General features: G+C 27.4%; 20 protein-coding genes. 14 read left to right on the top strand and 6 right to left on the bottom strand.

All coding sequences use genetic code 11. From position 1 onward, the window contains the following. From ACJJVY_RS09235 to ACJJVY_RS09205, 7 genes are all read left to right on the top strand, one after another. Positions 1 to 891 (top strand): ParB/RepB/Spo0J family partition protein, encoded by an 891-nt coding sequence (locus ACJJVY_RS09235; RefSeq protein WP_405607257.1) that lies wholly within the window; start codon positions 1 to 3, stop codon positions 889 to 891. After that, complete coding sequence (locus ACJJVY_RS09230) at positions 892 to 1,485, top strand: DUF5683 domain-containing protein (RefSeq protein ID WP_405607254.1); 594 nt, start codon at positions 892 to 894, stop codon at positions 1,483 to 1,485. Beyond that, positions 1,486 to 2,187: a 4-hydroxy-tetrahydrodipicolinate reductase gene (gene dapB / locus ACJJVY_RS09225; protein WP_405607251.1), complete on the top strand. Its 702-nt coding sequence runs from the start codon at positions 1,486 to 1,488 to the stop codon at positions 2,185 to 2,187. Positions 2,188 to 2,272: 85 nt separating this feature from the next. Then, positions 2,273 to 3,979 (top strand): signal peptidase I, encoded by a 1,707-nt coding sequence (gene lepB / locus ACJJVY_RS09220; RefSeq protein ID WP_405607248.1) that lies wholly within the window; start codon positions 2,273 to 2,275, stop codon positions 3,977 to 3,979. Positions 3,980 to 3,981: 2 nt separating this feature from the next. Then, the gene (locus ACJJVY_RS09215; RefSeq protein WP_405607245.1) at positions 3,982 to 4,584 is read left to right on the top strand and encodes a WbqC family protein; all 603 of its coding nucleotides are present in this window, start codon (positions 3,982 to 3,984) and stop codon (positions 4,582 to 4,584) included. Positions 4,585 to 4,629: 45 nt separating this feature from the next. Beyond that, positions 4,630 to 5,205, top strand: coding sequence for a Crp/Fnr family transcriptional regulator (locus ACJJVY_RS09210; RefSeq protein WP_405607242.1), 576 nt, complete (start codon positions 4,630 to 4,632; stop codon positions 5,203 to 5,205). A gap of 290 nt (positions 5,206 to 5,495) precedes the next feature. Beyond that, positions 5,496 to 5,801 carry a DUF6122 family protein gene (locus ACJJVY_RS09205; RefSeq protein WP_405607239.1) on the top strand — a complete coding sequence of 102 codons (306 nt, stop codon included), beginning with the start codon at positions 5,496 to 5,498 and terminating at the stop codon, positions 5,799 to 5,801. Here ACJJVY_RS09205 and ACJJVY_RS09200 read toward each other — a convergent pair. The 3 genes from ACJJVY_RS09200 to ACJJVY_RS09190 are packed head-to-tail and all read right to left on the bottom strand — an operon-like array spanning position 5,792 to position 9,730. Continuing rightward, complete coding sequence (locus ACJJVY_RS09200) at positions 5,792 to 7,279, bottom strand: lipopolysaccharide biosynthesis protein (protein ID WP_405607236.1); 1,488 nt, start codon at positions 7,277 to 7,279, stop codon at positions 5,792 to 5,794. The two genes, ACJJVY_RS09205 and ACJJVY_RS09200, sit on opposite strands and share 10 nt — an antisense overlap. Before the next feature lie 4 nt (positions 7,280 to 7,283). Next, positions 7,284 to 8,543, bottom strand: a complete 1,260-nt coding sequence (locus ACJJVY_RS09195) for a glycosyltransferase family 4 protein (RefSeq protein ID WP_405607233.1) — start codon at positions 8,541 to 8,543, stop codon at positions 7,284 to 7,286. Beyond that, positions 8,540 to 9,730 carry a glycosyltransferase family 4 protein gene (locus tag ACJJVY_RS09190; protein ID WP_405607230.1) on the bottom strand — a complete coding sequence of 397 codons (1,191 nt, stop codon included), beginning with the start codon at positions 9,728 to 9,730 and terminating at the stop codon, positions 8,540 to 8,542. Before ACJJVY_RS09190 ends, ACJJVY_RS09195 begins: the two co-directional genes overlap by 4 nt. Before the next feature lie 389 nt (positions 9,731 to 10,119). Between ACJJVY_RS09190 and ACJJVY_RS09185 the strand changes: the two genes are divergently transcribed. Continuing rightward, positions 10,120 to 11,811 (top strand): helix-turn-helix domain-containing protein, encoded by a 1,692-nt coding sequence (locus tag ACJJVY_RS09185; RefSeq protein WP_405607227.1) that lies wholly within the window; start codon positions 10,120 to 10,122, stop codon positions 11,809 to 11,811. Here ACJJVY_RS09185 and ACJJVY_RS09180 read toward each other — a convergent pair. Beyond that, entirely contained in the window at positions 11,808 to 14,225 is a 2,418-nt protein-coding gene (locus tag ACJJVY_RS09180) for a YfhO family protein (protein ID WP_405607225.1), read from the bottom strand. The genes ACJJVY_RS09185 and ACJJVY_RS09180 overlap by 4 nt on opposite strands. A gap of 3 nt (positions 14,226 to 14,228) precedes the next feature. Further along, positions 14,229 to 14,489 (bottom strand): DUF4834 family protein, encoded by a 261-nt coding sequence (locus ACJJVY_RS09175; RefSeq protein ID WP_405607222.1) that lies wholly within the window; start codon positions 14,487 to 14,489, stop codon positions 14,229 to 14,231. Positions 14,490 to 14,667: 178 nt separating this feature from the next. Between ACJJVY_RS09175 and ACJJVY_RS09170 the strand changes: the two genes are divergently transcribed. From ACJJVY_RS09170 to ACJJVY_RS09145, 6 genes are read left to right on the top strand one after another with little or no spacing between them, the layout of a single operon-like run. Beyond that, a complete protein-coding gene (locus ACJJVY_RS09170; RefSeq protein ID WP_405607219.1) occupies positions 14,668 to 15,654 on the top strand; it encodes a transporter in 987 nt (328 codons plus the stop codon). 58 nt (positions 15,655 to 15,712) lie between these two features. Further along, positions 15,713 to 16,846, top strand: a complete 1,134-nt coding sequence (locus ACJJVY_RS09165) for a GTP cyclohydrolase (RefSeq protein WP_405607216.1) — start codon at positions 15,713 to 15,715, stop codon at positions 16,844 to 16,846. Then, positions 16,830 to 17,537 carry a 16S rRNA (uracil(1498)-N(3))-methyltransferase gene (locus ACJJVY_RS09160; RefSeq protein WP_405607213.1) on the top strand — a complete coding sequence of 236 codons (708 nt, stop codon included), beginning with the start codon at positions 16,830 to 16,832 and terminating at the stop codon, positions 17,535 to 17,537. Before ACJJVY_RS09165 ends, ACJJVY_RS09160 begins: the two co-directional genes overlap by 17 nt. Positions 17,538 to 17,578: 41 nt before the next feature. After that, the gene (locus ACJJVY_RS09155) at positions 17,579 to 18,220 is read left to right on the top strand and encodes a DUF4159 domain-containing protein (protein ID WP_405607210.1); all 642 of its coding nucleotides are present in this window, start codon (positions 17,579 to 17,581) and stop codon (positions 18,218 to 18,220) included. Continuing rightward, entirely contained in the window at positions 18,204 to 19,139 is a 936-nt protein-coding gene (locus ACJJVY_RS09150) for a bile acid:sodium symporter family protein (RefSeq protein ID WP_405607207.1), read from the top strand. The genes ACJJVY_RS09155 and ACJJVY_RS09150 overlap by 17 nt, the downstream gene beginning before the upstream one ends. A 25-nt stretch (positions 19,140 to 19,164) precedes the next feature. Continuing rightward, positions 19,165 to 20,217: a lysophospholipid acyltransferase family protein gene (locus tag ACJJVY_RS09145; protein WP_405607204.1), complete on the top strand. Its 1,053-nt coding sequence runs from the start codon at positions 19,165 to 19,167 to the stop codon at positions 20,215 to 20,217. A gap of 172 nt (positions 20,218 to 20,389) precedes the next feature. On the opposite strand, the gene ACJJVY_RS09140 is transcribed toward ACJJVY_RS09145, so the two are convergent. Further along, positions 20,390 to 23,308, bottom strand: a complete 2,919-nt coding sequence (locus ACJJVY_RS09140) for a glycoside hydrolase family 3 N-terminal domain-containing protein (protein WP_405607201.1) — start codon at positions 23,306 to 23,308, stop codon at positions 20,390 to 20,392. Positions 23,309 to 23,422 lie beyond the last annotated feature (114 nt).

Here is a 23,422-nt window from a genome sequence, read left to right as displayed (position 1 = left end):
ATGGCAAAAGCAACTAAGAAACAAGCTTTAGGGAGAGGATTATCTGCTTTATTACAAGAAACTTCTAATAATATTAATTCTGCATCAGATAAAAATGCAGATAAAGTTGTTGGTAGTATTATAGAAATAGAATTAGAATTAATTGAAGTTAACCCTTACCAACCAAGAACTTATTTTGATGAAGAAGCGTTAAGAGAATTAGCGGGTTCTATTAGAGAGTTAGGTGTTATACAACCAATTACCGTTAGAAAACTAGAAGGGAATAAATTTCAATTAGTTTCTGGAGAGCGTCGTTTTAGAGCTTCTAAGTTAATAGGCAGCAAAACGATTCCGGCCTATATAAGACTTGCAAACGACCAAGAGATGCTAGAAATGGCATTGGTAGAAAACATACAGCGTAAAAACTTAGACCCAATTGAGGTTGCTCTTTCTTATCAACGTTTAATTGACGAGATTCAACTAACACAAGAAGAGTTAAGTATTAGAGTTGGTAAAAAAAGATCTACAGTTACTAATTACTTACGTTTGTTAAAATTAGACCCAATTTTACAAACAGGTATGCGAGATGGTTTTATTTCTATGGGACATGGTCGTGCCATGATTAATGTGGAAAATACAGAAGATCAATTAGCAATCTACGAGAAAATTTTACGCGACAAATTATCTGTAAGACAAACAGAAGATTTAGTAAAAAGTTTAAAATCTGGTACAGTAACAAAACAAGCAAAAAAGAAATTAGTGCCTAGTTATGTTAAAAGCAGCATAAAAGATATTAGTGAATACTTAGGGCAAAAGATAGACGTTACTGTAGGTACTAATGGTAAAGGTAAAATTTCTATTCCTTTTCATTCAGAAGAAGATTTCAATAGAATTAAAAACTTATTAAAATAAGTGTTCATTAAAAAATATATATACATTTTATATTTTACTTTCTTAACTACAGTCGTTTTTAGTCAAAAAGATTCTGTAAACGTAGAAGGTGTAAAAGTAAAAGGCGATATTAAAGTAGAAAAAGGTGGTGTTTACAATGCTTTAGCACCTTCTAAAGCTGCTTTTTATTCTGCTATTTTTCCTGGAATGGGACAGATTTACAATAAAAAATATTGGAAAGCTCCTATCGTTTGGGGAGCAATGGGTACTAGCATATATTATTACTTAGAAAACAATAGCGAATATAAAAGATATCGTACAGCTTATAAATTACGAAAAAATAATCTTCAAGATGAGTTTACTCTAGATGATGGAACAGAAATAATTTCTTTAACCACTTTAGAAACTGCTCAAGATCAATTAAAAGAAAATAGAGATTTATCTCTTTTAACAACTGTTGTTTTATATGTCTTACAAATTGTAGAAGCAAGTGTTAATGCACATTTATTACAATTTAATACAGACGATAATTTAACATTTAAACCTACTTTTGTAAACGACCCTATGAAGTTTGATGCACCAAAAGTAGGACTAATACTTAAATATAGTTTTTAAATGAAAATTGCACTATTAGGATATGGAAGAATGGGTAAAGAAATTGAAAAAATTGCTTTATCTCGTGGACATGAAATAGTTATTAAAAAAGATGTTGATACTGTAATTGACATAAATTTAGCAGATGTAGCAATCGATTTTAGTGTACCTACATCAGCTTACAATAATATTACCAACTGTATAAATAATAATGTACCTGTAATTTCTGGTACAACTGGTTGGTTAGATAAGTACGAAGATGCAGTTGCTCTTTGTAAAGAAAAAAATAGTGCTTTTATTTACGCTTCTAACTTTAGTTTAGGTGTAAATATCTTTTTTGAGTTAAATAAACAATTAGCTAAAATGATGAGTTCTTTAGAAGATTACAACATCTCTATGGAGGAAATTCATCATACAAAAAAATTAGACGCTCCTAGTGGTACTGCAATTACATTAGCAGAAGGAATTATAGAAAACACTTCTAAAAATGATTGGGAATTAGGAGACAAAGCATCAGAAAAAAACATCCCTATTATTGCTAAAAGAATTCCAGAAGTACCAGGAACACATTCTGTTTGGTACGATTCTGAAGTAGATACAATAGAAATTAAACACACAGCACATAATAGAAAAGGATTTGCCTTAGGAGCTGTTGTTGCTGCAGAATGGATTTTAGACAAAAAAGGCGTATTTACTATGAAAGATGTGTTAAACATCCGTTAAATACTGTAACAATTAGGTAGTTTTTCGCCTTATAAAAACATTACAATTTCATCCTTAAGATATTAAGGAATACAAAAATATTATTATGACGTTTACACAGTGGTTTATCTTTTTTTTGATTGTACAAATTATCCATTTTTTAGGTACTTGGAAACTATATGTAAAAGCAGGTAGAAAAGCTTGGGAAGCTGCAATACCAGTTTATAATGCCATTATTTTAATGCAAATAATAAATCGTCCAAAATGGTGGGTTATTTTATTATTTATACCTGTTGTAAACCTATTAATGTTTCCTGTTATTTGGATTGAAACCATAAGAACGTTTGGCTTTTATAAAAAAATAGATTCTTTTTTAGTAATTGTTACTTTAGGTCTTTATATTTTTTACATTAATTATGCTACTGATGCAAAATACAATGCAGATAGAAGTTTAAAACCTCGTTCTGAATTAGGTGAATGGGTTAGCTCTATTACTTTTGCAATTGTTGCAGCTACTTTAGTGCATACTTATTTTATGCAACCTTTTACAATACCTACCTCTTCTTTAGAAAAATCTTTATTAGTTGGAGATTATTTATTTGTAAGTAAATTTCATTATGGTGCAAGAGTACCATCAACAGTTATTGCTGCTCCTATGGTACACGATTCTTTACCAATAGTTGGTACAGCGTCTTACCTTAAAAAACCTCAACTACCTTACACTCGTTTACCAGGTTTACAAGAAATTAAAAATAACGATATAGTTTGTTTTAACTGGCCTGCAGATACTTTAGCTACAATGTGGGGAGATACCTCTGGTAAGTTTACCTACAAACCTGTTGATAAAAAAACAAATTATGTAAAAAGATCTGTTGGTATTGCTGGAGATTCTATAGAAATGAAAAACGGTTATTTTTACATTAATGGTAAAAAGAACGAATTACCTTATAGAGCAAAACTGCAATTCTATTATACTTTTGAATGTAAGCAACCAATAAGCCAAAGTACATATCCTAAATTTTTATTAGACAAAGAAAGAACTGGTGTTTACAAAATTTTATCAGAATATTGGAATAATGATAAAGTACAAGAAGCTATAAAACAAAATGGTAATTTAACTAAAATTGGTCAAGATTCTTTATATACAGAAGTTGCAGGTGGTGTAAACCCTGAGTTTGCACAAAGATTAAAAATGATTAATGTTGAGAATAAAATAAACATTAACCTAACGGAAGAAGAAGTTACTAGGTTAGAAAAATATCCTTTAACTATTTCTGTTAAAAAAATTAATCACGCTGCAGATGAGGCTATCTTTCCTCATGTAAAAGAATTAGGTTGGAGTCAAGATAACTTTGGGCCAATGTATATACCTGAAGCTGGAGCAACAGTAGCCATTAATGCAGAAACATTGCCTTTTTACGAACAAATTATAAAAAATTATGAAAACAATGATTTACAAGTTGTTGGAGAAAACATTTATATCAATGGAGAAAAAGCGGATTCTTATACTTTTAAACAAGATTACTTCTATTTAATTGGAGATAATAGACATAACTCTTTAGATGCTCGTTATTGGGGATATGTTCCTTTTGACCACGTATTAGGTAAACCAGTTATGATTTGGTTTAGTTGGGATGCAGATGCTGCTTCTTTTGGAGAAAAAATAAAATCGATTCGTTGGAATAGAATGTTTACAACCGTTCACGGAGATGGAGAACCTGTTTCTTATAGATATTTTGTTTTTGCCTTAATCGCTTTATATATTGTGTATAATTTTTACAAAGGCAAGAAAAAATCTGCTAAAAATAAGTAAGAATGTCATTATTTATTCCTACTTATTTTGGACCTATTTCTCAATATTCTGAAATTCTAAAATCTGATAAAGTTGTTTTTGAAATGGAAGACAATTTCCAAAAACAGAGTTATAGGAATAGATGTTATATCTATAATTCTAATGGAAAACAATTATTAAACATTCCGGTTATAGATAAAAATAAAGGAAATTCTCAACGAAAGAAGACAAAAGATTTATTAGTTGATAATGGAGCTAATTGGCAAGATAATCATTTAAAATCTTTACAAACGGCTTACAGAACTTCGCCTTTTTATGAGTTTTACGAGGATGATTTACTTTCTATATTCTCAAAAAAATATACTTTTTTACAAGATGTAAACATAGATACATATTTATTTATTACTGATGCTTTACAAATAACTACAGAATACTCTAAAACAAAAGAATATCATGTTAATTCTAACGAAACTGATTTTAGAGAATTAGCAAATATTAAACATCAACCTAAAAAAATAGTAGAAAAGTACATTCAAATGTTTGATGATAAACATGGTTTTATAGATAACCTATCTATTTTAGACCTCATATTTATGGAAGGTCCTAATGCTATTAGTTACTTATAAAAATTTTTATTACTTTACGGCTATAACTTCAGATTAACTTCCTTAATGAAAATTTTATCTTTCTTTATTAATCGTTTACATAAATTACCTAAAGAATCTCATCAAAAATTTCTAGATCTTGCAGAATTAAAAAAATATTCTAATAAAACTGTTTTAACTAAATTTAATGAAATTCCTTCTAATTTCTACATTATTAAAAGTGGAATTATAAGGTCTTATTATCAAGATGACAATGGTAAAGAATACATTAGAAGTTTATTTACAACATATAGTGCTATTGGTGCTATAGGTTCTTTGATTACTAATAAACCATCTGAACTTGCATATCAATGTTTAACAGATTGCGAAGTCTATTCTATTAATTACAAAAAATTAAAGCAACTTACTTTAATTGATAATGATATAAGCATAATGTATTCTAATGCACTTGAAAACACACTTTTAATATTTGAAAAAAAAATATATAATTTAACTGCATTAGATGCTACAGATAGATATCTTCTATTAAAAAAAGAAATACCAAATGTAGAAAACTTAATTCCTCAATATCATATTGCAGCTTATTTAAATATTTCTGCCGTTCAGTTAAGTAGAATTAGAAAAAAATTATACTCAATTTAATTCTATTAACATATGTTAAGTAAACATATGCTACATATATTTATATTTATCTCATAATATATTTCTCCCTATAAATACATAAAAAAAGGTCTATTATCTTAATAGACCTTTTTTTATGCTTAAAACTTAATAATAAGCTAAAAGAATATAAAGTTTAAAACATGATTATTAACATAAGTTAAGAAGTTTAAGAGAAATAATTCTTAATATTGATTTATAATACTTTCTTCCCCCCAATGATGTATTATGTTTTAAAAAAAGGTTTATTTTGTAATAATAAACCTTTTTTTATGCTTAAATTTTTCATTCACTATTCGCTTCATTTTATAGTACCCGCTTTAATTGCTTTTTTATTTTTTAAAGATAAATGGAAAACTGTCTACTTAATTTTTTTAGGCTCTATGTTAGTAGATTTAGACCATTTATTAGCAACACCAATTTTTGAAGAAAATAGATGTAGCATCAATTATCATCCATTACATTCTTATGTTGCAATTGGTTTTTACTGTATTGGTTTATTCTTTAAAAAAACAAGAATTATATGTATAGCTTTACTTTTTCATATGCTTACTGACAGTATAGATTGTTATTTGTAATACTTTTTAAGAAGATTATCAAACTCAGAAGAAATATTCAACTTAAAAATTAAGAATACATATACTATAATAATCAAAATACATTTTAAGATGATATTTACAATCGGATGAATAGGAAATTTCCAGATATAAATATCTTTTACAGGAAAGTCCCAAAAGTTAAAAGCTAAATATAAACCAATAATAACAAGAATCATTAATAACGATTTATCTGTAAATGGCGTCATAGAAAATTTATTTTTTACAAAAAATAACTTAAATGTATTTGCAGAAAATATAACGATTAATGTTGCTAAGGCTAAACCATCTGTTCCCATATCTAAATGATAATAAAACAATTTATTTAAAAAATAAACAGATAATGCCATAGAAATACTAATTGGTAAAGTAATTCTATAAAATTTGGAATTGTTAATAATTGCTCCGTTATTACCTAAAAAACCATTGTATAATTTAAGTGAAGAAATCATTAATACTACTAATGCTCCACCCGCATATTCTTTAGGTAAAAGGTCAAATAACTGCTTTACATTCGCGTTAATTAAAACAAAAAAAAGTCCGCTAATTAATAATAAATTAATAGAACTCTTTTTATAAAGAGAAGCTACTTCTAAATTATTTTCTTCATTTAAAGTCTTAGACGTTAGAGGTTGTAAGATGTTTAACATTGCTCTACTTGGTGCTTCTATAAAAGAACCTATAAATACCGCAACAGAATAATAAGCTGCTTTAACCAAAGACTCTTTACCAGGTATCATAAATTTATCAATATCTAAAATAATAGCACCTGCACTTCCTGCCAAAATAATATAACCAGAAAAACGGATTACTTCTTTAAAATTATCAGGTTTAGCAAATGTAAATTTTGGCATGTATAAACTAAATGCGTAAAACATCATTATAAACATTCTTATAAAATACGCACCGGTTAAATAATAAATAAATTCAGATTTTGTAATAAATTCAAAATAAACCGCAAATAGTAAAATCATTACTACTACTCTATTGTATAATTCTTTTAAAATATTACCAAAAACAGATTGAAATTGAACTTTTGCCCAAGAATAAAATATTTCAAAATAAGAACAAGCTACAGCAATTAAATATATTACAAACGTATAATCTTTTATAATAGGATTTTCTTCAGATAAATAATCACCTATTTCTTCGTAAAAAATATTACCAAAATAAGCAAAAGGAATTGCCACTAAAAAGGGTAAAAAAAGTACTGATGATAAAAATTTATCTTTTTCTGATTTGGTAAAATAACTAGAATAAAATTTTACAATTGTGTGGTGAATACCTAAAGCTATTAAAGGCATTAATAAATTAGATGTTGATAAAAGAAAAGTTACCAATCCATAATATTCATCCTCTAAAAAACGAGTATATAAAAACAAGGTATTTATACCTCCAAAGGCAAAACCTAAATATATAAAAAGCGTGTTTTTTAATGATTGTTTAAATACAACTCCCATATTATTAATTTAAACTTTTAATTACAGAAGCTAACTCTTTAGTTAACTCTTTTCTGTGATATTTTTCAATATTATTAGAAGCTATACTTAACTTACCTTTTTTATATTGGCTATATAACTTTAAAATCTCTTGCTTTAATTTTATCTCATTATTAAAACCAACAACAACACCTGCGTTTGTTTCTTTTAATATTTCTGATAAATCTCCTTTTTCTGGACCAATAGCTAAAATAGGTCTTTTAGATGTTAAATACTCAAATAATTTTCCGGTTAAAATACCTTCAGACTTTTTTACATTTGGAATTAACAACAACAAAACTTGTGCTTTCTTTTGATACTCTATAGCTTTATTGTGAGAAACGTATCCAATAAAATTCACATTTTCTTCTAATTGATTATGTGTTATTTCAGCTTTAACTTCATCAGAAATATCACCAATAAAATTAATAATTAAATCATTTTTAAACTCTACATGTTCTAAACAAAGCTCTTTTAAAACTTTAAATAATAATTTAGGATTACTTTGTTTTGGTAACAAACCAATATAAGAAATTGAGAATTTTTTATCTAATCTTATTAAATTCCTTGTTAAAACTTCATCATCAAAACCATTAGTAATTACTTCTACTCTTTTTGCATTTTTTATAAATTCTTTTTTTAAAGAATTACTTACAGTTAACACACAATCTGCATTTTTTAAAACAGATATTTCTAATTTTTTGTTTCGTTTTTTAGCAACAGAAAGTTGATTAAAATCTTTATTATAATACAAATCTGTCCACGGATCTCTAAAATCTGCAATCCATTTTATATTATTTTTTTGATGTAATTTATTTCCAATTAAATGCATACTGTGTGGTGGGCCTGTAGAAATTACTACATCTATTTTATTTGAATTTAAAAAGGTTTGTAAATAATTTACAGAAGATTTTACCCAAAATATTTTAGGATCCGGAATAAAAAAATTACCCCGTATAAAAGATAAAAATCCACCTTTACTTACATTAGAAATTCCATTATTCGACTTATTTTTCTTCCAAAAAAGTAAGTCTGTAGGCTCCCAAATTGGTTGTTTTAAAACCTGAACATTATTAGGAATTTGATTTATCAAGGTATTATCTTCTTTGGGATAATTTATAGCATCAACCGTATAAACCACTGGCTCTATATCAAAATTTTGTAAATATTTTACAAACTTTAACCAACGTTGCACCCCAGAACCTCCTGCTGGTGGCCAATAATATGTAATTATTAATACTTTCAAGATTCTAAATTATCGTATAAATTAATAAGTTTTTTTGATGTTTGCTCCCAAGAGAATTCTTCTTCAATAAAACGTTTACCATTTTCTCCCAACTCTATTCTTAAAGTTTCATCTTTATAAAGAGTTATAATTTTATCAGAAAAATCATTTACATCTCTATCTTTATGTACTAAACCTGTTTTATTTTTTTCTACCACTCTTTTTTGGGCAATTGCATCACTCACTAAAAGTGGCTTTGCAAAACTCATGTATTGGAAAATTTTGTTAGCGTAAGCAACATCGTGTTGTAAATTTCTATGTAAAGGAGAAATACAAATATCACTTGCTAAAATATAAGATTGAAATAAGGCTACATTTTGCCAACCTTCAAAATCTACAAACTCTTCTAATTCTAAATCTGCAACTTGTTGTTTTAAAATAACATCTGTAGTATTTTTACCAACAATTACTAATTTAATATTTGGTATTACTTCTTTTAAAAAATTAAGAGATTCTATAGCAGTTTGTAATCCTCTTCGTAAATGAGTATCACCTAAATATAAAATTACAAAATGGTTTTTGTACTTATTTATAATCAACTCATCTACTTTATAATCTTTATAAAAAGACTGCCTAATTGTATTAGGTACCAAAACCAGTTTGTTCTTAGAAGAAGGAATTCTTTCTACTAAATTCTCTAAAAACTCAGGAGAAACAGAAATAACTTTATCTGCTTTTTTTATAAACTTTTTTTCTTTTTGCTTCCATTTTAATGGAGAAATAATATACTTACCAGGAAACTTCTGAAGATGCGGATACAGCTTCATTACTTCTGGCATATTATCATGTAAATCTAAAACTATTGGCAAATTAAATTGCTTATTTACATTAAAAACAGCTTCTGCAATTCTAATATCATGTATATGTATAGCATCAACTTTTGTCTCTTTTACAAATTGATGTATTTTTTTTTCCATTAAAAAATGATATAGAGAAATCGTATAGGCTAAAGCGGACAATTTATATTCTAGTTTATTAGAACTATATCTTTTTACTTGAATCCCATTTATAATTTCAGACGATTTCTCATCCGCATATTTTAAACAAAAAAGAAAAACATCATGACCAGAATTTACCAAAGAAACGGCTTCATTTTCTACTCTAGGATCCGGAGGAAAAGGAGCATCGAGTATCATTCCTATTTTCATATTTAACTTTTTAAAATTAAGAATAAAACTTGGCTGCTACTTTTTAATAATTTTATAGTATTTTCTAATACAAAATTTAGGTAATTAATTTTCAACAATCTTAGTTTATTTAAAAAGTAAATTTAGAAAGAATTAAAGAAGTATCACATAATTTTATACACAAAAAAAGAGGTGATAAAATCACCTCTTCCTTTTTTCTTTCTCTTTCTCAAAAATAAAATAGCTTCCCCCAAAGCATCTTCTATATATTAACCAAAGATACTACTATATAGGTATATTACCTATATTCACCTTAGACTTTTTATAAAAAGCACAGTTAAAATGTCAAAAAAATCCCTTTTTTTAATATATTACACTTCTAAAAAATATATTAGTTGTAATTAAATTTAATGAAAAAAATCAATAAAATATTTTTAAGCCTTCTTTTTATATTTTTCAACAATTTTGTTTTCTCACAAACAAATGAAAAAGATCAATATTATATTGATAAAATAATTTCTTTTACAAACTCTAATAATGATAGTTTAATTTATTATGCTAATAAATTAAAGGTTTCTAAAAGCTTATGTAATTATCATTATGCAATAAATACCCTTGCAAAAGCTTTTTATCAAAAAGGAAATTTAAAAAAAGCAGAAGAAAAGACATTGTTTGTTTTAAAAAACTTAAAAGAAGTAGAAAAATTTTGTTCTAAAAAAAATAAAAACATTGCATTAAATAGACTTTTTTGGATATATAAAAATCAAAATAAATTTGAAGAAGCTTTTAAAGTTATAATGCAAAAGAAAGAATTTATTGAAAGCTTCTCTGTAAAAGACAACTACTATAAAGCCAACCTTATATCTACAGATAAAAATTTAGCAATTATAAAACAAACATTAGGATTACACGAAGAGTCTAGGACAATTTTAAAAAAAATGCTTCCTAAACTTTCTACTGTTTACAACGATTCTAATATAGACAAAAATGCATTAAAATTAAATATTGCATCTACTTTAAATATAATCGGAGATTCTTATTTAGAATCTAATAAAAATAATTCTAATAACGAATTGGATTCTGCAAGAACCTATTTTAAAAGAGCTTTTGATGTTTCTAAAACATTTAACCCAATTCTTAAAAACTCCGAAGCTCTATACGAGTTAAGAATTGCAGAAATTTTAATTGCTGAAAAAAAATATAAAAAAGCACTAAATATTATTCAAAAATACCATGCCTTTTCTAAAGAATTTAGAATTAGACAACTTACAAACTCTTTAAAAGCTATTTGCTTTTATCAACTTAACAATAATGATTCAACTCTTTATTATAGTAAGCAATTTTTAAAAGAACACTCTAAAAAAAGTATCGTTAAAAAAAGTTTAATTTCTATCTACGATATTTTAGCTAATACATATTATAAAAATCAACAAATTGATAGTGCTTACAAATATTCTGAATTAACTATTAAGGAGTTAAATGATTTAAATAAAAATAAAAATGAGGCTAATAGATCTCATCATTTATATGACTATAACACTGCTCAAGAGTTAAATACTTTAATTATAAAAAATGAAAAAGGGAATAGAAATGTTCTTATAATGAGTATTTTATTTATTCTAATTTTTGGTTTTACCATCATCTACTTTCTTTTTAAGAAAAATAAAAATATTTCAAATGATTTAATAGATATTAAAACTGAAATAGATAATAAACCATTACCTCAAAAAAAAGAATATAATATTGATAAAGATTTAGAAATTAAACTTATAACAGAAATTAACAAACTTGAAAAATCTACAGAATATTTATCTCCTGATTTTAATATTAATATTCTAGCTAAAAACTTAAAGACAAACACTTCTTACTTATCTTATATAATTAATAAAGAATACAACCAAACTTTTAAACAATATATTACTGGTTTAAGAATAGAGTATCTAATTAATAAATTAAATAAAGAAAATAAGTATAGAAACTACACCATTAAATCTTTAGCAGAAGAAATTGGCTATACCAATGCATCTGCATTTACAAGAGCTTTTAAAAAATACAAAGGTGTAACTCCTTCTGAATATATAAAATCTATACAAAAAGATTAATTAGATTCTTTTCTTCTTTTTTTAATAAAAAACCAACCGACAGGAATTAATAGTAATAAACAATAAGAAGATAACGAAATAATTTTTCCTTGTTGAATTACTTTTGGCTCAAACTTAAATTCTATTTTATGTTCTCCTTCTGGAATTAACATTCCTCGTAATACATAATTAACTCTAAAATGTGGCGTTAACTCTCCGTCTATATATGCATTCCATCCATCTTGATAATAAATTTCAGAAAAAACAGCAAACTGTTCTTTTTCTGTTTTAGATTGATAAGAAAGATAATTAACATCGTACTTTGACAACTTAATTGTTGCTGTTGAATCAATTTCATTCGAAAAATTAATTTGATTCTCAAACTTACTTACATCTATAACCGCTGTTAATTTTGTATTTAAAGAATCTAAAGCTTGTATTTCTTCATTTGCAGAATTTACTCTTTTAATATTTTTTACAAACCAAGCATTACCATTTGCATCTGGGTTTAATTGTGCTTGTTTTTCTCCTTTATCATTACCAATAATAAAATATTTGGTATTTAACATGTTTAAAACTTGCATGTTATTTTTTGCTATTTGATAATCAAACAACTCTTGATAACGTCCTAATTTTGCAGCATGATAACCACCTATAGATTGATGAAAATACGAAGTACTTCCATCATTCATTGGATTTACCGTAAAATTACCAACTCTAAAATGCGCTTTATCTTTTAGTATTAACTGATCTGCTACAGAAGCTGTAAATGGTTGTTCTATTTTTCTTGCAGATTTAAAATCATCTTCATTTACATATTTTTTATCTACAGAAATTAAATCGAATAAAATAAAAGTACCTAGAGTAATTATTGCAACACCCTGTTTTAATTTACCTTTTAATAAAAACCATAAAACACCCGCAGAAAGAATTGTTAAAACTAAAGTTCTAAAAGTGTCTGCCAATAACATCGATTTTCTGTCTGCAATTATAGCATCTATTAAACCTGGTAACTGACTATATTGTCCATCTCTAATACCTTGAAAAGTAGAAAATCCGTGAGCTAATAAAAATCCTAAAATAATTAATCCACCAAAACTATAAACAGCTTTCTTTATAGCATCTTGCTTTTCTTGCGAAGATATTTTTGATGAAAAGAATTCTCTTAAAGCTAAGACCCCTAAAATAGGCACAGATAATTCTGCGATTACTTGTATAGAAGAAACAGCTCTAAATTTATTATAAAGAGGAAAATAATCAATAAAAAAGTTAGTTAACACGTCAAAGTTTCGTCCCCAACTCATTAAAATTGAAAATACTGTTGCAGTAACCAACCATTGTTTTAAACGCCCTTTTACTAGAAAAACACCTAAAAAGAATAAAAAGAAAATAACTGCTCCAATATAAGCTGGTGCTTCTACAATTGTTTGATCTCCCCAATAAGTTAATGCTTGTTCAGAATATTCTTTTGCCACTTTTTTGCCAGCAGCAGCTTCTATGGTCTCAAAAAAATCAGAATTATTTCCTAATTTCTCAAAAGTTCCTCCTCCCATAAAACGAGGAATAAACAAATTAAAAGTTTCTAATTTAGCGTAACTATACTCTGTTATATAAGCTTTATCTAAACCTACAGATGCTTCTTTTTTAGTTCCGTCTGCATTAATTGTTAACTCAGATTTACCTCTAGTACTGCTATCTGCATATTCTTTCATTGCCATTAAACGAGAAGAATTTGCACCAATACCCAATAAAATTGCTGCTAATATTACAGCTACCTGTTTTATAAACTGAGGAATTATTTTTTCTTTAACAGCGTTTACCAACTCTACAAAACCTAAAATAAGTAATGAAAAACCTAAATAATAGGTCATTTGTGGATGATTTGTATAAATTTCTAATGCCATTGCAACACCAGTAACTACAAAACCTAAAATATATCTTTTTTGAAAAACCCATAAAATACCAGCTAACACCAAAGGCATATAAGCTATGGCATGTGCTTTAGCATTATGTCCTGCACCAAAAATAATTATTAAATAAGTAGAAAAACCAAAAGCAAGAGAACCTAAAACAGCCAATCTCCAATCAACTTTTAAGGCCATCATCAACACAAAAAAACTTAAAAAATAAAGAAATGTATAATCTGCTGGTCTTGGTAAGAAACGTAAAACCTTATCTAAACCTCTTACAAAATCATTTGGGTAATAAGTACTAACTTGGTAAGTTGGCATTCCGCTAAAAGAAGCTCCTGTCCAATAAGGTTCTGTATTCTTTTCTGCTCTAAAATCATTAATCTCTTTTACCATTCCAGTAAATTGAGTAATGTCTGACTGATTAATTTTTTCGCCTTTTAAAACAGGATGAAAATATATAATAGAAGCTAAAACAAAAATAGCAACAGTAATTACATAAGGTAAAAATTTAGTAAACTTCATAAATTAGTCTATTTCCTCAAAATCAACATACTCTCCTACAGAGTTTTTGCTTTGTTTTTGACTTATTGGTTTTTTATCAATAACTGTTTCTCCTTCAGAAACATTACTTTTTGGTCTTTGCTGACCACCATTAAATTGCTGTTCTGCTTTCTTTTGAATTGTTTCTGCTGCCTTTTTCATTAAAAAAGGAGCTAATAAACGTGCTAAAAACTTAAAAGCATAATAAAAAAGAAATATAAATAATATCGTTTTTAATAAACCCATTTAAATAAATATATATAAAAATTTAATCAAAAATAACAATTTGAATACAATTGTAGCGTTAACAACCTATAAAACTTTCATAAACTCAAAAAAGTATAGTTTGCTTTTAAAAAACAGCATATTTATCCTATGTTTGTCTTAATTGATAGTTACTATTTATATTATTGTATCATAATTTATGAAAAACTTTTTTTTAAAACTATTACTCACCTGTTTTGCACTTGTAACCACATCAATACAAGCACAATATACAAGTATTATAAATTCTAATTCTCCTGGTTTTTCTCAAAGCCCATATAGTGTTGGTACAGGGGTTTATCAATTTGAAAGTGATCTTTTCTTAAAAAACTTAAGTATTGAACCTACTTTTTCTCAACCACAGTCTACTGGTGTCAATTTTCTTTTTAGAACTAGTTTCTTCTTAGAAAAACTAGAATTAAACACCCAACTAACCTATCAAAAAGACAAAGTAGCTTTTAAAAATATTTTTACTTCTGATTATTTTACAACAGGTTTAAGTCAGTTTACGATTGGTGCAAAATATTTAATTTATCAACCAAATTATAAAGATAAAACTAAAGAGATTAGAAGCTGGAGAAAAAGACATGCTTTTGATGCGATGCGTTTTATACCTTCAGTAGGTATTTACGTTGGTGTAAATACAGATTATGTAGGAGACTTATACAAATTACAACAAATAACACCTAAAGTAGGATTACTTTTACAACATAACCTAACCAATGAATTTAATGTTATATCTAATATTTATTACGATAAAATAGGATCAGATTTTTCTGAAATCTCATATATTATTACTGCTACACAAAATTTTACACAAAGATGGTCTGGATTTTTAGAACACCAAGCTATCATTATGGAGAACCAAAATAATATAAATTATGGTTTAGGTTTTGCATATTTATTTAATAGAAACTTTCAAATTAATGCTTCGGGTAAATTTATTGAAGAAGGAAGGTCTAAAGGTTTTTACGGTAGCTTAGGTGTATCATATAGAATAGACAGACATAGAGATTCTTATATAGAATTAGATGAAAATGGAAATGAAATAAAAGAGCCTAAAATTTCCGATTCTAAAAAGGCAAAAAAAGCTAATAAAAAAAGGAAAAGACGACGAAGAAGAAAGCGCTTTCTTGGTATATTTTAAGAACGAGAAGAGCATAAAAGTAAACGTAAATAACAAATAGAAATACTATTTTTGTAATATGATTACAATTAAAGAAATTAGTACAAAAAAGGAAATGAAACAATTTGTAGCATTTCCTTTTTCGTTATATAAAGACAATAAATATTGGGTTCCGCCAATTATTAAAGACGAAATAGATAATTTTGATGCAACAAAAAACCCTGTGTTCGAAAATGCAGATGCGCGCTTTTTTGTTGCTCTTAAAGATAATAAAATTGTTGGTAGAGTTATTGCAATCATCAATTGGTTTGAAGTTGAAAAACAACAAATAAAAAAAATGCGTTTTGGTTGGTTTGATGTTATTGATGATATAAAAGTTAGTAAAGCACTTTTAAATAAAGTAAAAGAAATTGGTTTAGAAAATAAACTTGAATTTATAGAAGGCCCAATTGGTTTTAATAACTTAGACAAAACAGGTGTTTTAACAGAAGGATTTGACCATATTGGCACAATGATTACTTGGTACAACCACCCTTATTACAAAGAACATTTAGAACAATTGGGTTTTGTAAAAGAAAAAGAATATTTAGAAAACAAGTTTAAATTTAAAAGTGTTGATGCTCCTTATTTTAAAAGAATTAGTACTATTTTAAAAAGACGTTTTAAATTAAAAGCTTTAGACTTTACAAATACAAAAGACATAATGCCTTATGTTGATGAAATGTTTGAGGTTTTTAGTGCTTCTTACTCTAAACTCTCTTCTTTTGTACCAATTTCTGATGCTCAAATAGAATTTTTTAAGAAGAAATACATTTCATTTATCAACCCAGAATATATTAAATTTGTGGTAAATGAAGACAATAAATTAGTAGCCTTTGCCATTGTAATGCCCTCTTTTTCTGAGGCCTTACAAAAATCAAAAGGTAAATTATTTCCTTTTGGATTGTTTCACTTATTAAAAGCTAGAAAACATTCTAAAGACGTTACTTTTTATCTAATTGGTGTGCATCCAGATTATCAAAACAAAGGGGTACATGCAATTATTTTTGATCAATATGCAACAACTTTTGCTCCTTTAGGCATAGAAAACTGCATTAGAACACCTGAGTTAGAAGACAATAAAGCAATCAACAAATTATGGGAAAATTTTGATCCTATAACACATAAAAGACGTAGAACTTATAAATTAGATATTAATGCAACTATTTTATAATTCTGATATTACTACAGAAACAAAACAAATTACTTTCGATAAAATTGAAAGTAAGCATATTGTACGTGTTTTACGTAAAAAAGAAAACGACATCCTTAAAATTACCAACGGTAAAGGTTTTTTGTTTGATGTAAAAATAATTATTGCTAGTGATAAAAAGTGCTTGGCAGAAGTAATTGCTTTTGAAAAAAAACAAAAACCTTGGGATTATTATTTACACATTGCCATTGCACCAACAAAATTAAACGACAGAACAGAATGGTTTTTAGAAAAAGCAACCGAAATTGGTATTGATGAAATTACACCAATAATTTGTTCTAATTCTGAGCGTAGAGTTGTAAAGCTAGAAAGGTTTCAAAAAATCATTCAATCCGCAATGAAACAGTCTTTAAAATTTACTTTGCCAAAATTAAATGAACCTATAAAATTAAGTGAATTTATTAAGCAAGATTTAGACGGACAAGTTTGTATTGCGCATTGCGAAGAGCAAGAAAAAACGCTTTTACAATCGGTTGTAAAACCATCTACAAAAACAACTATTTTAATTGGGCCAGAAGGCGATTTTTCTGTACAAGAAATATCAAAATGCCTAGAAAAAGGTTTTACACCAATTTCGTTAGGAGAAAGTAGATTACGTACAGAAACGGCTGCATTAGTTGCTGTAAATACTGTTTCATTCATCAATCAGTAAAGATTTTCTTATATTGCTTTACTATTCTACCAAACAATAAAATGAAGCAATTTTTATTTATCTTTTTCACTTTTTTATCTTTTACTTTTTGCGCACAAGATGTTGCCATTTTAAAATACAATGGTGGTGGAGATTGGTATGCAAACCCAACTGCTATTCCTAATTTGGTGGACTTTACTAATAAAAACATCAAAACTAATATTTCTAAAAATCCGCAACCTGTAGCAATTAACAGTGAAGATCTTTTTAACTTCCCGATATTGTTTATGACAGGTCATGGAAACGTTTTATTTTCTGATGACGACGCAGAAAATCTTAGAAATTATTTAATTTCTGGTGGTTTTTTGCATATTTCCGATAATTATGGTTTAGATAAATTTATAAGAAGAGAACTAAAAAAAGTGTTTCCTAATTTAGAATTTAAAGAAATACCTACAAATCACCTCATCTACAATCAAACTTTTAAATTCCCAAACGGAATTCCTAAAATTCATGAACATGATAAAAAAGCACCACAAGGTTTTGGTCTTTTTTATGAAGGTAGATTGATTGTTTTTTATGATTATGAAACCGATTTGAGTGATGGATGGGAAGATGAAATTATACATAACAACCCAAAAAGTGTGAGAGAAAAAGCACTTAAAATGGGAGCTAATATTATAGAGTATGCTTTTACAAACTAACACCAATATTAACATTGATGACATAAAAATAAACTTCGATTCTAGCGGATTATGGGTTTTAAATATTGCCATTGCAATAATAATGTTTGGTGTAGCTCTGGCAATTACTGTAGATGATTTTAAACGACTTTTAAAAAACCCAAAAATAGTTTTTGTAGGTGTTTTATCGCAATTTATATTATTACCAGCACTTACATTTATAGCTATTTTAATTATAAAACCTCATTCTAGTTTTGCTTTAGGGATGATGATGATTGCTGCTTGCCCAGGCGGCAATGTTTCTAATTTTTTTAGTAAAATGGCTGGCGGTAATGCTGCTTTATCTGTAAGCTTAACAGCATTTGCCACATTAATTTGTATTGTAATGACGCCTTTTAATTTACAATTTTGGGGTAGTTTGTACGAACCAACCAACCAGATTTTAAAAACCGTATCTTTAAATCCGTTTGATTTATTTAAACTAGTTTCTTTAATTTTAGGAATTCCATTAATTGCAGGAATGCTTATAAACCATTATCATTCTGAAATGGCAAGTAAAATTGAGAAAGTTTTAAAACCTTTATCTATGTTGGTTTTTATTGCCCTAATTTTTATTGCATTTTCTCAAAATTTAGATGTCTTTGTAAACCACATTCATCATGTGTTATTTTTAGTAGTTTTTCATAATATTTTTGCTTACGTTTTAGGTTTTTACACTGCTAAATCTTTTAAATTAGATAAAAAAGATTGTAAAACCATTGCTATGGAAACAGGTATACAAAATGGCGGTTTGGGCTTATTATTAATTTTTGGTTTTTTTGATGGATTAGGCGGAATGGCTTTATTGGCAGCTTTTTGGGGAATTTGGGATGTTTTTTCTGGCATGGCTTTAGCTACTTATTGGGGTAGAAAAACTGCAAAAAAACTGACAACCAATTAAGTTTAATTTTTCTTAATTTTAAACGATGATTAAAAAAATATGGTACTTTTCTGTAAAGCTTTTTGTAAAAACTAGCTTATTTTTTTACTGTAAAAAAATTAAAGTTACAGGTAAAAAAAATATCCCTAAAAAAGGAGCCATTCTCTTTGCTATTAATCACCCTAATGCATTATTAGATCCTTTATTGGTTACCTCTAACAATCCTAGAGAAAATCATTTTTTGGTAAGAGCAGATGTTTTTAAGAAACCTTTGGTAAAAAAAATATTGGCTAGCCTAAATTTGATGCCTATTTACAGAATTAGAGATGGTAGAAGTCAGCTTTCTAATAACGAAGAAGTTTTTGAAAAATGCTTTACTATATTAAAAAAGAGACAAACATTATTTATTTTTCCGCAAGGTGGACATTCTAGAGATAGAAGCATAAAACCTTTAAGCAAAGGTTTTATAAGAATTGTTTTTGGTGCTTTAGATAAATATCCTGATTTAGATATTGCTGTTATTCCGGTTGGTATTACATACCAAAATTCATCTACTTTCCCTTGTAAAGTTGCTATTAATTATGGTAAAGTAATTGATGCTAAAACCATTTTACAATCTAATTCAAAACCGAAAGCTATCAATATTTTAAAAGAAAATGTTAGCAACCAATTAAAAGAATTAACGGTTCATATACCAGAGGATGAAAATTATAAAACTGTTTTAAAGAAACTAAACGATGCAAATGTAGATTTTACAAATGTAGATTTAGTTAATAAAATGATTACTGAAAACAATATACCAAATACTGTAAAAAAGCCTATTAACTTTTTAAAACCTTTATTTTATTTAATTGTCTTAAACAGTATTATACCTTATTTATTTTGGAAAAAACAACATAAAGGAATTGGTGAAGTTGAGTTTACAGATACTTTTAGATACGGTTTAAACACCATTGCTTTCCCTCTTTTTTACGCTTTACAAAGTTGGGTTATCGGCTATTTTTTTAATTATAAAATTGCTTTAACTTATCTATTTATTTCTATATTTTCAATTTTAATCTATGCTAAATTTTCTGTAAAAAATGCAGAAAATAATTAAATCTTAAAAAAAGTAAACAAACAAGTTTAGCCCTGATTGAAGCATTTGTTTGAGCTCTTTTTTACTTAATAATATTCAGTTACTTTTTTAAATTGAAAATTACTTATAAGAAGTAGTTTCTAAAATAAATTAAGCGTAAAAAAAAGCGAGTGCGGAAAGCAGGATATAGCTTCTAATCTAAAATAGCATCTTGTATAACTTGCTGAATTTCGGTACGCATATTACTTCTTATTAATCCTGTGTTCTCTGCTGTTGGATATACTCTGTTTGATAAAAATACATACACAATTTCACTTTCTGGATCTGCCCAGGTATATGTGCCTGTAAAGCCAGAATGCCCAAAACTTTCGTCTGAAACGCAACCACAAGTAGATTTAATTCTTGGGTTTAACTGCGGTTTATCAAAACCTAAACCTCTACGAACTTTTTTATTAGAAAAATAACGATGGTTAAATTTATCTACCGTTTCTGGTTTTAAATAACGTTTACCACCATAAGATCCTTTTTGCAAATACATTTGCATAATTTTTGCAACATCGTTGGCATTTGCAAATAAACCTGCATGACCTCCTACTCCTCCTAACATTGCCGCTCCCATATCATGCACATAACCTTGCACTAATTGGTTACGATAATATGTGTCTTTTTCAGTAGGAATTATTTCGTCAATAGAAAATTTTTCTAATGGTAAATAACTTGTTCTATTTGCGCCCAAAGATTGATAAAACTCTGTATCTACCAAAGTATTTAAGGGTTTATGATACGTTGTTTCTAAGGCTTGTTTAAAAATATAATAGCCTAAATCGCTATATTTATAACCTTCCTTTTCTCTTTGGTCTGCATCTCTAATATATTTATAAATACTGTCTTTATAACTTCTATTCAAATACAAGTCATTAGCAACTTTTATATTAAAATCTGTAGATTGTTTATTGCTGTAAAATGTGGCTAAATTTTTATGTGTTATACTATCTTGAGTTGCCACATAAAAAGGAATCCATGCTTTTAATCTACCATAATGAGATAAAATTTCTCTAACCGAAACCCCTGCTTTATTAGAATCTTTAAAATCTGGTAAAAGATCTTGTAGCTTTTCATTTAAAGACAGTTTTTTCTCTTCTTCTGCTTTCATAATTAAAGGTAAAGAAGCCAAAATTTTGGTAAGCGAAGCTAAATCATAAACATCAGAATTTTCTACTTTTTTACTGTTAACATCTGTATGGTGTCCGTAACTTTTATTTACAACTACTTTTCCTTTTCTTGCAACTACTATCTGAAAACCAGGTGCCATTTTTTTCTTTAAAATAATGTTTGCCAAAGAATCTATTTCTGCTAATTTTTTAGAGGATAATTCTGCAGCTTCTGGTATTGTATATTCAAACCTATGAAGATTAGAAGTTACCAGACCATAACCTTCTGCATAACCATGTTTAATAGATACTGGCAATTTACCTTTTGCACTAAAAGCACCAAATAATAATTGTGCAGACAATTCTTGGGCTATTTTACTGTTTTGATAAGACACAACAAGTGCTTCTATATTTGTTAACGTTTTTACTTGTAACAAACTATACGGACTTGCAAGAACATCTAAAATAACATTGTTTTGTCTAGAAATTTCTTGCAACCAAACCAAGTCTTTGTTAGAAAACTTATAACTTTTCCAAGGATTTGCATTCGATTTATGAAAACCAATAATTACTAAATTATAAGCTTTTAGTTTTTTAATTACTTCATCCAAATTTTTGCCAGTAACCTCATCAACCTTAGTATAATTCTGTAACATGTTTACAAAATTATAACCAGAACCATCACCCAGTTTTACGTAAGCTATTTTTTTATCTTCTAAGTTCCTAATAGGAAGCTCTTTTGCTTCATCTCTAACTACTGTTAAAGATTTTTTAACCAATTCTCTGTGTAACAATTCATCATCTACAGAGTTTAAGTCTTCTTTTATGTTTTCTAATTTTATAGGTTTGTAATTATTTAAACCCGCCCAATATTTTGCTTTTAATATTTTTCTAACAGAAATGTCTATTCTTTCTTCTGAAAGAGTTTTTAACTCAATTGCCTTTTTAATTAAATTAACGGTTGCAGGTATATTTTGTGGTATTAATAATAAATCATTACCCGCTTGTATTGCCGCCAAATTAATTTCTGCTGATGTTGCATAATTTGCAGCACCTTTCATATTTAAACCATCGGTAATTACCAATCCTAAAAAACCTAATTTCTGTTGCAGTAAATTAGTTACTACATTTTTAGATAAAGACGTTGGTAACTTACTATTTGGTTCTAAACTTGGTATACTTAAATGCGCTGTCATAACACTTGCCATACCCGCATCAAAAACTCTCTTATACGGATATAACTCTATAGAATCTAAACGATTCTGATCAAAATTTAAAACAGGTAAAGTGTGATGAGAATCTGTTGCTGTATCTCCATGACCCGGAAAATGTTTTCCGTTTGCCAAAACTCCCATACTTTGCATTCCTTGTGTAAAGGCTATTGCTTTTTGAGTTACATTTTCTTTATTTTCTCCAAAAGAACGATTCCCAATTATAGGATTATCTGGATTTGTATTAATATCTACAACTGGTGCAAAATTTATATGAATTCCTATACGATTACAATGTTTCCCCAATCGTTCTCCAAACTCTTTTATTAAAGAATCACTTCTTATTGCCCCTAAAGTCATGTTCCAAGGAAAGCGATATGTATCTTTTAAACGCATATCTAAACCCCATTCACCATCAAAACCAATCATTAAAGGCACTTTTGCAGAATCTTGATATTTATTAGTTAATTCCGCTTGTTTTTCTGGAGTTCCTTGCATAAAAATTAAATTACCAACATGGTACTTGGTAATCATTTCTATAATAAAATCTTCGTGCTTTTTATCTTTATTAGAGTAAGTTTGTATCATAAATAACTGACCAATTTTCTCGTCTAAGGTCATATTATTTATAATATTATCTACCCAAACCTCTTGTGCTTCGGCATCTTCTGTTCTTAAAGGATCTACACTTTGTGCATACAAATTAAAAACAAAACTTATAAAAAGGATAATTAACAACTCTTTCTTCATACTATTCTATCACCTATTTTTAGGGCGTTTTAACAGGCTTTCCATTATATCTTTTTAGTTTTTGTTTTCGATATAAATTTGTTCATGCTTCACAAATTCACTCCAACAAAAATT

Source organism: Polaribacter sp. Asnod1-A03 (assembly GCF_045063585.1).
Lineage (GTDB): Bacteria > Bacteroidota > Bacteroidia > Flavobacteriales > Flavobacteriaceae > Polaribacter.
This window is presented reverse-complemented; position numbering and strand designations above follow the sequence as displayed.

Excerpts from the sequence above, each read along its gene's own strand:
- ACJJVY_RS09235 (WP_405607257.1), top strand. The coding sequence starts at position 1 with ATGGCAAAAGCAACTAAGAAACAAGCTTTAGGGAGAGGATTATCTGCT.
- dapB (WP_405607251.1), top strand. The coding sequence starts at position 1,486 with ATGAAAATTGCACTATTAGGATATGGAAGAATGGGTAAAGAAATTGAA.
- lepB (WP_405607248.1), top strand. The coding sequence starts at position 2,273 with ATGACGTTTACACAGTGGTTTATCTTTTTTTTGATTGTACAAATTATC.
- ACJJVY_RS09215 (WP_405607245.1), top strand. The coding sequence starts at position 3,982 with ATGTCATTATTTATTCCTACTTATTTTGGACCTATTTCTCAATATTCT.
- ACJJVY_RS09210 (WP_405607242.1), top strand. The coding sequence starts at position 4,630 with ATGAAAATTTTATCTTTCTTTATTAATCGTTTACATAAATTACCTAAA.
- ACJJVY_RS09205 (WP_405607239.1), top strand. The coding sequence starts at position 5,496 with ATGCTTAAATTTTTCATTCACTATTCGCTTCATTTTATAGTACCCGCT.
- ACJJVY_RS09200 (WP_405607236.1), bottom strand. The coding sequence starts at position 7,279 with ATGGGAGTTGTATTTAAACAATCATTAAAAAACACGCTTTTTATATAT.
- ACJJVY_RS09190 (WP_405607230.1), bottom strand. The coding sequence starts at position 9,730 with ATGAAAATAGGAATGATACTCGATGCTCCTTTTCCTCCGGATCCTAGA.
- ACJJVY_RS09185 (WP_405607227.1), top strand. The coding sequence starts at position 10,120 with ATGAAAAAAATCAATAAAATATTTTTAAGCCTTCTTTTTATATTTTTC.
- ACJJVY_RS09180 (WP_405607225.1), bottom strand. The coding sequence starts at position 14,225 with ATGAAGTTTACTAAATTTTTACCTTATGTAATTACTGTTGCTATTTTT.
- ACJJVY_RS09175 (WP_405607222.1), bottom strand. The coding sequence starts at position 14,489 with ATGGGTTTATTAAAAACGATATTATTTATATTTCTTTTTTATTATGCT.
- ACJJVY_RS09170 (WP_405607219.1), top strand. The coding sequence starts at position 14,668 with ATGAAAAACTTTTTTTTAAAACTATTACTCACCTGTTTTGCACTTGTA.
- ACJJVY_RS09165 (WP_405607216.1), top strand. The coding sequence starts at position 15,713 with ATGATTACAATTAAAGAAATTAGTACAAAAAAGGAAATGAAACAATTT.
- ACJJVY_RS09160 (WP_405607213.1), top strand. The coding sequence starts at position 16,830 with ATGCAACTATTTTATAATTCTGATATTACTACAGAAACAAAACAAATT.
- ACJJVY_RS09155 (WP_405607210.1), top strand. The coding sequence starts at position 17,579 with ATGAAGCAATTTTTATTTATCTTTTTCACTTTTTTATCTTTTACTTTT.
- ACJJVY_RS09150 (WP_405607207.1), top strand. The coding sequence starts at position 18,204 with ATGCTTTTACAAACTAACACCAATATTAACATTGATGACATAAAAATA.
- ACJJVY_RS09145 (WP_405607204.1), top strand. The coding sequence starts at position 19,165 with ATGATTAAAAAAATATGGTACTTTTCTGTAAAGCTTTTTGTAAAAACT.
- ACJJVY_RS09140 (WP_405607201.1), bottom strand. The coding sequence starts at position 23,308 with ATGAAGAAAGAGTTGTTAATTATCCTTTTTATAAGTTTTGTTTTTAAT.